Raw genomic sequence first — 13884 nt, 5'->3', positions numbered from 1 at the left:
CTAGTTCGCCGGCAACACCTGTCCGCGAATCTCGCCCGTCGGGTTCTGCTCGGTATGGACGTTGAAGTACCACTGCCCCGCCATCAGATCCGTCACCTGCTGTTCGGTGAGCGCCGCCGATCCTTTGATCGGGCTCGCGAGCGCATCCTTTGCGATCGGCACCTGGACCTTGGCGTTCTGCCCGACCGGCGCGGGACCGTGGAAGTGCGCGGCGGTGGCCGGGCCGCTCAGCCCTTCATAGGTGACCGTCCATTGCAGGGACTTGGTCGACGTGTCGAAGGTGGCGTTCAACATGCCGTGCCCGTGACTCACGCGCGGCGGCACTTCGCTCGACGGCTCGAGATCGGCCTTCAACGCCACCGTATCCGCGAAGGCAACGCCCGACGCCAACGCCCATACCACCACGGCAAAATTCAGTTTTCGAAGCGCAATCATGGTCTTCTCCGGACTTTGATGCACCGCCGCACCGAAATGTCGGCGACGCGCGGAGCCACCACATACTAGTGCAAATCCGTCGAGGCTGTTTGCGTAAGGGCCAAATGACATAGCCGCACCTGGCGCTCGCAAGCATCAACGAAAAAAGCACCGCGAGCGATGCTTTTCTCTTCCCACAGTAACGCTTTAGAAGCGGTGACGGATACCCGTCGTGACCACCACCTGGCTCTTGCTCGACGACGGTGCGTCGGTGCCGAACACTTGCGCGCCGACCGCGTTGCCGTCAGCGCCGATATGCGCGACGCCTTCAGCGTACAGGTCAGTGCGCTTGGACAGCGCGTAGTCAGCCTGCAGGCCGAACTGGTTCCAGTGGCTCGAGCCGTTCGACGTGCCCGGCGCGTGCTGCAACGCTTGCGTGTAGGTATAAGCCGCGCCGAATGCGAGCGCCGGCGTCAGGTTATAGCGCGCGTTGACTTCGTAGTTGTTGTAACGCACTGACGCATCGTTGACGCGAAGTCGAAACGGCTTTGCGTGTAGACGAGGCCGACCGTTGCCGGGCCGAATGCATAGCTGCCGCCGGCGCCCCACGTGCGCTGCCGTTGACGTTCGCCCGCCACGCCGATGTTCGGTGCGCCGTCCTGGATTGCGCCGTTCGCATTGCCGCCGGCCCCCTGAGCCTGCAAGTAGCCGGCCGCCAGTTTCAGGCCACCGATCGAATAGCCCATGCCCGCGCTGTAGGCGCGATTGTTCGCGAAGGCGCCAGCCTGGTTCGAGAAGCCATACAGACCGCTGAATGAGAGGCCATCGTAGTTCGCGCTCTGGAACTTCACCGAGTTATTGACGCGCATGGACGCATTGGCGTTGTCGTTATCGCCACGGTGTGCGAAGTACGTGCCACCCCAACTGCCAGTTGCCGTCAACGGACTGAGATAGTCGACCACGGAGTCGTACTGACGACCCAGCGTAACCGTACCGTAGTCGCTCGAGATACCGGCGAACGCCTGGCGGCCGAAGCTGCGGCCACCTTGCGCGGCGGTGCCATTGCCCACGTTAAAGCCGTTTTCCAACGTGAAAACTGCCGCGTAACCGGCGCCGAGATCTTCACGGCCACGCATGCCCCAACGGCTACCCGACAAATTGCCGCTCGTCAGGCCATACGAGGCGCCATGCTTCGACGCGTCGCTGGCCGAGACTTCGTTGTTCACATACGTAAAACCGGCATCGACGACACCGTACAGCGTCACACTGCTTTGCGCATTGGCGGCGCTAGCGAACGTCGCGGCGACCGCCGCGAGAATCAGGATCTTTTTCATCGTGTTCCAAATAACGTGTGGTTATTGAGTCTTCGACTCGATTTATTTGCTTGGCGCGATTGAAGGCTGGGGACGGGCTGCATCCAGCAGCGTTCACTGCACACCGGCTTGATCTGCAGAGCGGAGTTTAGGTGTCCAACTTTCAGAGACACCACGCGCATTCGCGCAAAAGATTTTTTGAATTAGTCGAAAACTCGGCCAGAGAGCGTCGGCGAGCCTTGATCCACAAGGCGTGGTCATTTACCTCTACATATATTTAGCGATACTTATCTAATTAAAGCGTTGTGGCTCCACCACATGACCCAATCTGAATTCTCTCAACAGCGATTCGTCCGGTTCTCGCGCCGCACATTTTTCCCAGCGATTACCATGCTCCCCTCACGCGTGCGCCACCTGACTGCACCTCGCAACGACGGCAGTCGGTCCGCGCTCGTCACGCGTTCAACCGAACACTGCCCCTACACACACCCACGCAGTTCCCGCTCAAACCCACTGTCACGATGAATCAGCTTCAGGCCATGCGCGTCTTTCTGAAAGTCGCCGAAAACGGTTCCTTCGGGCGCGCGGCAGCGAGTCTGGATATCTCCAATGCGGTGGTGACACGCTATGTCGCCCTACTCGAAACGCACCTCGATACGCGACTCGTCAACCGAACCACGCGCAGCCTGTCGCTGACCGAAGCGGGTCTCGCCTACGCCGACGGCTGCCGGCAACTCCTTGAACAACTGGAAACGATGGAATCCAGTGTCTCCCGACGAGCGAACGACCCGTCCGGTACGCTGAAACTGATGGCGGTTGCGTCGTTTTCGCTATCCGGGTTGACGCCGCTGCTGGAGCGCTATCGCTTGCAGTGCCCGCGAGTCAAACTGTCGGTGACACTGCTGCATCGGCCAGTGGATCTGATTGAAGAGGGTTTCGACGTCGGCATCGTGGTCCCGGGGCAGGTCAGAGGCGGCACGTTGATCAAGCGAGCGCTATTCAAGGTCCGCTCGGTGGCCGTTGCTTCGCCAGCCTACCTCGCCGCGCGCGGCACGCCGCTCACCCCTGCGCAACTTGCTGCGCACCCGTTTCTGGCGCCGTCAGCCAATGTTCACAGCGCGCAATGGTGTTTCGTCGACGCCAACGGAATAGAGGAAACCGCCAACATGGAGGCTACTTACGCGGTCAACAACGCGGTGATGTTGCGCCAGGCGGCGCTCGCCGACATGGGTATTACCATCCTGCCGGAGAATCACGTTTCCGCAGACCTGATAAACGGTGCGCTTGTGCAAGTGCTGCCGGACTACCGGATCAAAGGGGCAGACAAGGAAGTCTCGTTGGTGTATCCCGGGCGCCGGCACGTATCCGCCAAAACGCGCTCATTTGTCGAATTCACCGTCGACTATTTTCGAAATAGAGCCGGATCAACGCTTTCATCGATATTTACAAACAGTTAATTGCGCATTTTGTGATGAATCTTTTACGCAGCTCCGGTTATGCTTCCGACTGCGAGAAGTGACTCCTTCATCGAGGGATGTCTCCAAATCTTTAACGCGGCTTCGGCCGCGTTTTTTTTCGCCTGCCCGATTCGCTGCGTGTATGCATTCCCGAGCAGGCGAATGCAATTACCCGGGCAAGGCGCTACAGTCTCGCCTCGCTGCTGCGCGACAAAACGTCACGCCAGTAATGCGGCCTGCTCCTCGATGCCATCCAGCATCGCATTGCACTTGCTCGCCAACGCCAGCCCGTCGCTGCGCAAGCGTTCCGGCGTCTTGACGGTAATGTCCCGGCGGTAGTCTTCCAACGCGTTGAGCAATGGCGGGTACTGCAGCACGCTCGCCGCCCCTGCCACACGATGATGCCACTCGCGCAGACGCTCAACCTCGACGCGCTCGAGTAGCGGCGCCAATGCCTGCACGTCTTCGCGCACCGAAGAAACGAATGAATCGAGCAATGCCTTAACGGTCGATTCGCTCCCCCATAACTGCGTCATGTGACCGAGGTCGACCGGAACGAATGGCTCGGGGCCGCCGCACGCATCCGGCCCGGAAACCGGCGGCGCGCTAACCATTTCGGCGGGTGCGGTCTGCCATGCGCTATCCGTGCCGAACCACCGGCTCAGGTAGTCGCGCAGCGTAGCGAGCCGCGTCGGCTTGACGAGGCAGTCATCCATGCCCGCGTCACGGCATAGCTTCAGGTCTTCTGGCGCGGTGTTCGCAGTAATACCGAGGATCGGCAGATGGTGCGCGCCACCCTGCTCCTGCTCCCGGATGCGCCGCGCCAACTCGTAGCCGGACACGTTCGGCATGTGGCAGTCCGTGATCAGACATCCATAGCTGGTTTGTTCGAGCGCGGCCAGTGCCTCGGCGCCGTCGTTCGTCACGTCGCAGGCAAAACCGAGCAAGGCCAGTTGATGACGGATCAACTCCTGATTGACCGGATGGTCCTCTGCCACCAGGATCAGCCGTCCGCTGGCAATGGCCCGTTCACGGTCCGGCGGCACGGTGGCGCCTTCAGCCACGCGCGCCATGCCGGCAGAGCGCGGCGCCACCGAAGGCAGCCCCGTCATCGCCGCGGCGCACGCCGCACCGAGGCCGCGCCACGAGATCGGGTTGATACTGACGCGCACGTTGTTGTCGATGATGCGGTAGCCGGTCGGCTTCGGTTTCTCGGTCAGACAGATGATCCGCGAACCGGACCCGATGCTGGCAGGCAGCACCACATCCTCACTCGCGAAAATCATATCCACGCCTGCGAGCGCAGTCGGATTACCGAGTTCAGCCGCATCGGGCGATACCCGGCGCAACTCAAGTCCGAGCGCCTGCCCAAAATGCATCAACGCCTGCGCGACCCGCGCGTCACCCGTCGCCACGACGCCGCACTTGCCGCGCAAACCGCTCACGGAGTAACGCTGCGACGCCACAGGCATGGTGAGGCGCACAATCATGCGCGTACCGACCCCAGGTTCGCTTTGCAATTCGAGGGTGCCGCTCATCAGGTCGATCAGCTTGCGGCAGATCGTCAGGCCTAGACCGGTGCCGCCGAAGCGGCGGGTGGTCGACGATTCCGCGTGCACGAACGGCTCGAACAGACGCGCCTGCACCTCCGGTGCAATACCGATGCCTGTGTCCTCGACGGTGATCTCGAGCGTCTGCGCGCCGCCGGTCTGATCGACGACCGCCACCTGCACGTCGACCTCGCCCTCTGGCGTGAACTTGATGGCATTGCCGAGCAGATTGAACAGGATCTGCCGCAATCGCACGCTGTCGCCGCGCAGCGTAGCCGCAACGTCGGGCGCGATATCCACGCGGACCTTCAGACCCTTTTCGTGGGCGCGGCCCGCGAGCAAACCGACGGCGTTATCGACCAGCTCGCGCATATCGATGGGTTCGGCTTCGATGGTCAGTCGTCCCGCCTCGATCTTCGAATAGTCGAGCAGGTCGTCCAGAATCTGCAGCAATGCCCCCGCCGACTCGTGGATCATGCTCAGCATTTCCCCTTGATCCGCATTGAGCGGCGTGCGCTCCAGCACTTCCACAAGACCGAGCACGCCGTTCATAGGCGTACGGATTTCGTGACTCATCATCGCGACAAAGTCATCTTTTGCGCGCGAGGCGGCTTCGGCCACGTCACGCGCTCGCGCGAGTTCATCGGACCGCGCGTGCTCGGCGCTCGCGTCCACCCAATAGCCGCTCCACACAACGCTGCCATCTTTCTCGCGACGCGGCACCAGTTCCGCGCGCGCCCACTTGAGTCCATGCTCCACGTCGAAGCGAAACTCCATATTCACCGGCATTTCGCAACGCGCCGATCGTTCCAGCTCGGCCAGCACGAAAGGCCGGTCTTCCTCGCATACGCGCCTGAAATCGATCTCGTCGCGGCTCGCCGAGGAGGCGCGGTCGCCACCCAGCAGATGTCGCGTATCGCCGCCGACATAGGGAAACGAATAGGCCCCGTCCGCGGTGCGGCGCAGTTGAAACACGACGGCCGGCAACGAGCGCGTGACGTCGAAAAGGCGCCGCTCGGTTTCGCGCGCGAGCATTTCAGCACGCCGGATATCGGTGATGTCGACCATCGTTCCGAGCACACAACTCGGCTTGCCGTCGCTGCTATGGCAGATCCGTGTCCAGAACAAGCCGTGCCGCTGGTCGCCCGGGCCGCGTTCATACTGGAGTTCCGCCTGTGCCGGCTCGGCGCCTGTCAGCATCTTGCGGGTGAGTTCATCCAGAACGTGGCTGTTGGCTTCGCCCCATGTCTGCACGTCTACGGTCGTGCGTCCGATCACCGCTTCGCGGCGCAAGCCACACGCGTCTTCGTATGCCCGGTTGATCGCGATGTAGCGCCCCTCCAGATCTTTGGCGACGAGCGGATAGGGAACCATCTCCATCATGGTTTCCTGAAAGTTCAGTTGTAGCGCCAGTTCGCGTTCGGTCTGTTTGCGCAGCCTGACTTCGCGTTGCAGCAGCAGATAAGCGCGCAGCGTGACTAGCAACACGATACCGATGCCGATCAACAGCGGCAGAAGGCGCACAGCGTTCACGCTCCATGTCCCTTGCTCTCCCGTATTGCCGGTCACCCATTTCTGCCGGATGCGCTGCTTCTCGGCCGGCGGCATGGCCAGCAACGCCCGGTCGATCAAACTAGCGAGCGGGCCCAGATCAGGCCGCACCGCGAAGCCGAGCGCATCGGATCCGCCAACCGTGCCGAGGATCTTGAGGACACCGGCGTAACGTTGCTTGAGCAGGATATCGACGGCGGCTACGTTGCCCACCAGTACGTCTGCCTGGCCGTTCTCGACCATCTTGAGCGCGTCATCCAGACTGGGCGCGACAGTGATGTTGGCGGCCGGAATATTGTCGAGCGCGAGCGGAATCGAGCCGGCGATATGCGACGAAACCACAATGCGCCGCGAGGCGAAATCGTTGAGGGCGCGTGCGGCCGGTTCGTCTTCACGCCCGACAATCACGAACGGATAGCTTTCGTAGGCACGGGTGTGCAGCGCGCTCTTCAGACGTGGATCGTTGCTGGATGAGGTCGCCAGAATCGCCAGATCGCCGTGCTGAAACGCTGCGATGGTCGCAGGCCAGTCGGCCGTGTGCGCGCGGTTGAACACGACGCCCAGCGCACGGCTCAGATAGTCCAGATATTCCGCGGCAATGCCGGCAGGATGGCCGGACTCGTCGACATAACTGAAGGGCGGCCAGCCGTTATCGAAACCCACCTGCAACGGCGGCAGCGAACGGAGCCAGACTTGCTCATCCGGTGTCAGCACGAGGCGCCGGGCAGCGGACGCTGCTTGCGCGTCGAAGCTGCCGGATAGCCAGCGCACGCGGATCGCCGTATCGTCGGCCGGATTCATCGACGCGAGCGCGCGGTCGAGTTGGTCACGCAACGCCACCCGGTTGCGCGGCACGGCAAAACGCAAGTCCGCGATTCTGCCGCGCTCCTCGAAAGCGACGTGCAGTCCGCGAAATTCCTCGGTGGTCAAGGCGTACTGAACGGCAGGCCTAAAACCGAGATAGGCGTCGGCATTGCCGTGGGCGACAGCCTGGAGCGCCGCGTGAGTACTTGGGAAGGTTTCCAGCTGGGCACGTGGAAAGCGCTCGCGCAACGAGCGTTCCAGCGCAAACCCTTTCTCTACCGCGAGGCGCGCGCCGGCAAGCTGAGCGGCGCTCGCGTACCCATCGCCGTCGCGGCGAACCACCACCGATGCGGACGCCCGAAAGTATGGCGCGGTGAAGCTCAAGCAGCGTTCCCGCTCGGGCGTGCGAGCGAGGCTCATGACCAGATCGACCTTGCCGGCGCAAGCCGCGGCAAGCAGTTGCGGCATATCGGGAAACGTTTTGGACTCGATCACCACGTTCTGTCCGACCAGCGCGCGCAGATAGTCGCCGCTCAACCCGGTTAGCTGGCCATCCTGAAGCCCGTCGAAAGGCATCCATCCATTAGTCAGCACACCGACGGTCAATTTGCCAGGAAATGCGCCCGCGACTTGCGGATACGACGGCCCGGCGAACGGCTGGGCCACCGCCGGGTGCATCTGCGCGACGACAAACGCGAACACGACAAGCAGGCGCTGCGATACACGTCGCACCATCCGCCTCGCCGCGACACCGCGTTGGAGTTTCATCAAGGGATCCATGATATGAAACCAGGCGGCGCTCACGCGACTTCGCCCTGCCTGTGAGCGAGCGACGCCGTATGCCGGCCGGACTTGCCGTAGAGAAATGAAAACAGCGCACCGGCGGCGACGCCGCCCAGCAGCGGCGCAGCCCAGAACAGCCAGAGCTGGTCGAGTGCCCAGTCCCCGACGAACAACGCCTGACCGGTAGAGCGAGCGGGATTGATCGAGCCGTTGGTCACCGGAATCGACACCATGTACACGATCACCAGACACGCGCCGGCGACCAGCGGTGCGATCGGCCGCAACTTTCGCCGACCGGCCATCATCAGGCTTGCCATGACGAAAGCGAACGAGAGTGCAAGCTCGACGACGAGTGCAGAATGAAGTTGATAATCGGCTGGAGAATGGTCGCCGAAACCGTTCGCTGCAAATTCGCTCGCGACCAGGTCGAAGCCGGGGCGGCCGCGATGGCCCCGAGAATCTGGGCGGCAATGTGGGGCAGCAGATCCCGAACCGGGAAACGGTGCGCGACCGTGAAGCCGATCGTGACAGCCGGGTTAAAGTGAGCACCGGAGATGGCGCCGAATGCATAGCTCGCCGTGACGAGCGCGAGACCGAATGCGAGTGACACCTCGAGCACGCCGTAGCCTTGTTGCACCGCGCCGGTGTTCAAAACAATGCTGCCGCAGCCGATGAACACCACCCAGCCTGTCCCGACCCCCTCGACCAATAACCGCTTGCCTAGCGCCATCATCCCGCCTCCCAGTATTTGTGCGAATGGCAGACGGCGCCGCACGCCAGCCGCCATACATCTGCCTGAATTTTCCAGGCGCGGCACTGCACAGCCTGACGAAACAACTGCTTTCGTCAGGCCGGCGTTGGAACGCGAGCCTCAGACTATTCAGAACTATGAAGCGGCAACGTCACCCAACCAATCAGAAGACTCCTAAAGTCTTAAGAACCATCGATTGTCGAGGTCAGTTTTCTCACACGACTGTCAGGCCAACCCTATCTGTCTCGCGTAATCGATGAGGTCGTTTTCTGTCTCGAGACCGAGCTTGCGCATCGCGCTACGCTTCTGCGTACTGATGGTCTTGCCGCTGCGCTGCAGGCGCTCCGCAATCTCGTGGACGGCGAGACCTTGCACATAAAGCTGGAAGACCTCCCATTCGCGTACGCTCAACACACCCGCGCGTGGCTGCAGGGGGGGTGTCAGACGCTTCAATCGCGACGCGCGCGTGATCCGAGAGATAAACATTTCTGGCAAGGACTGCCTCGATCGCGTCGATTAGCGCCGTGGCGGTATCGCGCTTGTCGACGATTCCTCCCACGCCGAGGTGCAACAGTCCCGACAGCATGTGTGCATGGCAGATCATCGTCAGGATGACGACGCAGGGAAGCGGCCGGGTCCGCAACAGGCGGCGCAGGAACGACACGGCGTTGTTGGCGCCGTGAATGCCCGGCATGCCTATGTCCGACACGACGACGTCGCACGCATGGGTGTCGAGCAATTCGGCCAGCGTTTGGGTATCGGGCGCCTCGCCGACTATCTCGATGTGCGGTGTCCCTTGCAGCAGACGCATAACGCCCACACGAACGCAATCGTGATCGTCGGCCACGATGACTCGGATCTTTTGTGTCATTTTTTGTTGTCTTATCGACTGGCACTCCCTGCACGCGACGTGCATCCCCGGGCTATGCCAAGTGCATCTTCTGTTCGTCATGCCACAAGACCGGCACGACCTCTCGTCGGCTCAGCGCCGGTTTTGCAGGCAATCTTCAGAGATCACGCCGTGCTCGACGGCGAAGCGGAACAACTCCGCGTCGCTGTGCAGGCCAAGCTTGCGCATCGCGGTACATTTCTGGGCGCTGATTGTCTTGACACTGCGCCCAAAACGCGCGGCGATCTCTGTTGCACCAAGCCCAGAGGCATACTCTGTGAACACCTCCAGTTCGCGGCGCGACAACATCTGCCGGGCGAAATCGAGCCGTTGCGCGACCGTTGCGTCGGCTATCAGCGCGCGCACCGCCGGCCCGAGATAGCACTCACGAGCCCGTGCCGTGACAACTGCCACGTGAATCAGATCGATCCGGTCGCGTTTGCTAATCAGCCCATCGACACCGAGCGCGATGACCTTTCTCAGCGCGGCCGCTTCGGTTTCCATAGTGAGGATGACGAGTGCGACTTCGGGATAGCGGACCTTGAACTGCCTGACTGTTTCCAGTCCGTCACAGTTGAAGCCTCCCGGCATGTAGAGGTCCATGAGAACCGGGTCGCACGGAATCCGATCGACTTCCTTAAAAAGTTCTGTGGCGTCGGCAGCGCGGCCGACGATTTGCATATCCGGATAACCCACCATCAGATTTTCGATCGCCAACAGAACCAGTGGATGATCGTCCGCGATGATGGTTCGAACAGGTGTGCTTAAGTCAGCGTTATCGTTCATCGTCTTTCTCCCCCCTACCTAGATTCCCTGTCGCTCTCTCCGGAGCAACTGGCCCTCCCGCGATCATTAAACACATTCCGGAGAATTAATATAAGATCGCTCTTAAATAGGTCGATGAATCCACTCTAATAATTGATTAGCTATGCGATTTAACTTCCATAAACTCCATGTGCGCGAACATAAGCAAAAAGACCGGGGTCATTGGCGACGCCGAGTTTAGCCATTGCTTCGCGTTTTTGACGGGTAACGGTACGGCGATGACATCCGAGCACGTCCGCGATCTCGGAGATCGATTGGCCACGCACGAACATGCTTATCACTTCCGCCTGTCTGCGGGACAACCGTGAAACTGGCGGCAGATCGCAGGCTTCATCCCCGGGCTGGGCAAGCGCTTCGATGATGGAACGGCCTACGTAGACATCCCCTCTTCCGCCCGCCTCGATTGCTTGCCAAAGCTCGTCCATTGTTTCCATTTTGCTGAGCGCGCTGACTACACCATCTGACACGATGGCACGCAGAATCGCGGAGTTCGTCAGCGCTGTCATCACGACAATGCGCACCAACGGCCAGCACGGTCGGATTCGCCGGACAAGATCCAAGCCATCTTCAGCCGCGCCAGACGCCTCTGGCATCGTCAGGTCGGTGACGAGCACGTCGCACGGCGTGCGTTGCAACAGTTTTATCAAGGAAGTGGGTGTAGCTGCTTCGCCGACAATGGTGACACTGGCATGCATTTCCAGTGCAGCTCTAACGCCAAGTAGAACGAAAGGATGATTGTCCGCCAGAATGGTTCGAATTTTCACTATGACTTCTCTCGGTTGGTGTAGGTCTATTCTGCGAACGCGCAGGATAAATCCCACACGCGTCACATTTGCTTTGACGGCCTCCCGGCCTGGGATGACATGCCAGGGTCGGCCATAAAACCACCACTTCAACCGGGCGAAAATCGGATCGTTCCGAAACCCGTTAACTATTTGATGGCCCATCTCGAATCTATCAAAGTAGGAGTGCGTATTTATGCATATTGAATACGCGAAAGTTTTTTCTCGTTGTTTATTGACGGCTGAAAAACAAAGCAGCGATGAGAGCGCGCTCCGCCGCCCCCATCGCATGGAAATTGACCAATGGGACCGGCAGCATCACGCCGCCGGCCACCATTACCTCATCATGTGGCATCACAAGCGCGTGCCGCCGTCAGCTTGCTAGCGTGAGCCGCACGCGGAAAGACCGGTAGCGCGATCAATGCGCACACGCTGGCTACCGCCCAGACCATGGGCCATGAACCCACCGACAACAACGGCGGGATCGCGAGCGGCGTCAGGAACAGCGTGAGAAAGACACAGGTGTTGCCCATCGCGAGTGCGGTACCTGCGCGACTCGTCCCTGCGAGCGTTGCGAGTTCCGTGAAGGCCACGCCATGCCATGCGGATGCGCTTACGCCGCCCAGCACGATCATCAGCGCGAACACCGCCGTCATCGCCGCGTGGTGCAGGCCAGCCAGGCCCGTCACCAAGGCGAGCGAGGCGAACAGCACCGCGGTCAGCACACTGCAGGCACGCATGTAAGCACGTCGATTGCCGCGGCGGTCGGTCCACGCACCGCTCCAGACTCGCGCAATCGCCGCCCCCGTTTGCATCGCCGCCATCGTCACGCTGATTGCCAGCACACCGGCACGGCTGAAATCGTGGAGGAAGACGGTCCCGAATGTCACGACGGCAAGTTGCGGCACGCACAATGCGCCGGCGCCGAGCGCCACACGCCAGATGCCGATGTCGCGTAACGGCGAAACCTTCGTCGGCGTTGTACCCATTTCACCCACCGCGCTCGCGTGGCGAGCCGCACCCGCACCACTCCCTTCGGCATGCGAAGGTTCGTGCAGCCAGCACCAGGCAAACACCGCCGTAATCGCGCACGCAAGCGCCAACACCGTGTACGCGCTGGCAAAGCCGAATCTCGAGGCGAGCACCGGCAGGATCAGCGCCCCCAGTCCACCGCCGGCCGGCACCGCGGTCTGCCGGATACTCATCGCGAGGCCGCGCTCACCCTCGCGAAACCAGGCCATCACGGCTCGGCCACTCGAGCCGTTGACGCTGCCGCCAAGCAGGCCGACCAGCAATAAGCCGAGCGCGAGCGTCGCCACGCTCGGCACATGGGTGCCGGACGGCACCACGAACAATGCCAGCCCGGCCAGTGCCACAGCAGTCGAAAGAAGTCCGAGCAGCAGCACGCGGCGGTCGCCCCAGCGGTCGGTCAGGAGGCCCCATGGCAGCTCGCTGACCGCAATGCCCAGACCGAGCATGCCGAGCACCAGCCCCAGCCCGTCGTTACCGAGGTGATAGCCCGAACGCAAAAACACGGCCGTGGTCGGAATCCCGGAGAAAGCGGCCGAAAAACTCGCGTTCGCCGCAAAGCCGACTCCCAGCACCTTCCACCGATGACTTGCTGCACGCGCACCCGGTACCCGCACGGCAGCAATCGATTCGTTTCCCATCACAACCTCCGCAATGAATGAATTGGAGGTATCCTACGGCTGGGTTAACCATCGGAAAAGCCGGAAAATCAGATGACTTCCATCGGATATGCCGAATCATGAGCCAACGCGGATTTGACCTGACGCAGCTGCGCACCTTCGTCGCCGTCGCCGAATCGGGCAGCGTCTCGGCGGGTGCGGAGCGTGTGTTCCTGTCGCAATCGTCGGTGAGCGAGCAGTTGAAGAAACTCGAGGAGCGCGCCGGCCAGACACTGTTCGTGCGCAGCAAGCAGGGGGTGACCGCCACGCCGGCCGGTAGCCGCCTGCTCGATCACGCGCAGCGCATCATCGCAATGAGCGAGGCGGCGTTCGAAGACCTGCACGGCCGCTCGCTCGACGGCGAACTGCGCATCGCCATCACGGACTACTACCGTCCGCTCGACATCGCGCGCATCCTGAAGACTTTTTCCGAACAGCACTCACGCCTGAAGCTGCACGTCACCGTGCTGCCGAGTGCCGTGATCGACGGCAGCGCCGGCGACGATGCGTCGTACGACATCGGCCTCTCGTTGCGGCTCGTCACCAGGAACACGCGCGCCACCAGCCGGCGTGCCGACGCCGACGCGCCAAGCACGGTGGTGCGGCGCGAGAAACTGCTGTGGGTCAGTGCGGCCGATGCCAGTCCTCGGCCGGCCACGCCTTATCCGCTGGTATTGCTGCCGTCGAGTTGCCAGTTGCAACGCTTCGTCGTGAAGCTCCTCGACGAACACAAGGTGCCGTATCTGGTGTCGCATTCGGCGTCCGGCGTGGCCGGGCTGCAACTGGCATTGAAGGCGGGGCTGGGCATTTCCTGCCTGAACGAATCGTCAATCGGTGGGGGCGTGGTGGCCTGCCCATCGAGTGTCGGGTTGCCCGCACTACCTCCCGTTGAGTTTCATCTGTTGCCGGGGCGAATCGGCGAAAGCGAACTTGTCAGCAATGCACGCACGGCGTTGATGCGGCTTTTTAGTTGACGCAGTGGGCGTCGATGTAGGGGCTGCGATGGTTTTTTGCCTGCGCGGCGCTTGTTTTCTGTATGCCTGTGGTGTTGAACTTTGCCTGGTTTGTTTGCCTGCG

At 61.6% G+C, this 13884-nt stretch carries 7 protein-coding genes and 3 pseudogenes; 2 read left to right on the top strand and 8 right to left on the bottom strand.

Annotation, left to right across the window (positions count from 1 at the left end; genetic code table 11):
* Together PQQ96_RS39885 and PQQ96_RS39880 are read right to left on the bottom strand one after the other, a co-directional pair.
* Positions 1–435, bottom strand: coding sequence for a CHRD domain-containing protein (locus PQQ96_RS39885; RefSeq protein ID WP_074285469.1), 435 nt, complete (start codon positions 433–435; stop codon positions 1–3).
* Positions 436–621: 186 nt separating this feature from the next.
* Positions 622–1748: pseudogene (locus PQQ96_RS39880) on the bottom strand (porin).
* A 500-nt stretch (positions 1749–2248) separates the two neighbouring features.
* Between PQQ96_RS39880 and PQQ96_RS39875 the strand changes: the two are divergent.
* On the top strand, positions 2249–3184 hold the full coding sequence (locus PQQ96_RS39875) for a LysR family transcriptional regulator (RefSeq protein ID WP_408302581.1): 936 nt from the start codon (positions 2249–2251) through the stop codon (positions 3182–3184).
* A 218-nt stretch (positions 3185–3402) separates the two neighbouring features.
* On the opposite strand, the gene PQQ96_RS39870 is transcribed toward PQQ96_RS39875, so the two are convergent.
* From PQQ96_RS39870 to PQQ96_RS39845, 6 genes and pseudogenes are all read right to left on the bottom strand, one after another.
* The gene (locus tag PQQ96_RS39870; RefSeq protein ID WP_408302579.1) at positions 3403–7857 is read right to left on the bottom strand and encodes an ATP-binding protein; all 4455 of its coding nucleotides are present in this window, start codon (positions 7855–7857) and stop codon (positions 3403–3405) included.
* Between the two features lie 32 nt (positions 7858–7889).
* Positions 7890–8605: pseudogene (locus tag PQQ96_RS39865) on the bottom strand (aquaporin).
* A gap of 243 nt (positions 8606–8848) precedes the next feature.
* Positions 8849–9494, bottom strand: a pseudogene (locus tag PQQ96_RS39860) (response regulator).
* Positions 9495–9605: 111 nt separating this feature from the next.
* Positions 9606–10298, bottom strand: a complete 693-nt coding sequence (locus PQQ96_RS39855) for a response regulator (RefSeq protein WP_408302578.1) — start codon at positions 10296–10298, stop codon at positions 9606–9608.
* Positions 10299–10447: 149 nt separating this feature from the next.
* Positions 10448–11101, bottom strand: a complete 654-nt coding sequence (locus PQQ96_RS39850) for a response regulator (RefSeq protein WP_408302576.1) — start codon at positions 11099–11101, stop codon at positions 10448–10450.
* A gap of 362 nt (positions 11102–11463) precedes the next feature.
* Complete coding sequence (locus tag PQQ96_RS39845) at positions 11464–12789, bottom strand: MFS transporter (protein ID WP_408302574.1); 1326 nt, start codon at positions 12787–12789, stop codon at positions 11464–11466.
* A gap of 98 nt (positions 12790–12887) precedes the next feature.
* Between PQQ96_RS39845 and PQQ96_RS39840 the strand changes: the two genes are divergently transcribed.
* Positions 12888–13781, top strand: a complete 894-nt coding sequence (locus PQQ96_RS39840; protein ID WP_408302572.1) for a LysR family transcriptional regulator — start codon at positions 12888–12890, stop codon at positions 13779–13781.
* Positions 13782–13884: the final 103 nt, after the last annotated feature.

Source organism: Paraburkholderia sediminicola (assembly GCF_046027825.1).
In the GTDB taxonomy this organism is placed as follows: Bacteria; Pseudomonadota; Gammaproteobacteria; order Burkholderiales; family Burkholderiaceae; genus Paraburkholderia; species Paraburkholderia sediminicola_D.
This window is presented reverse-complemented; position numbering and strand designations above follow the sequence as displayed.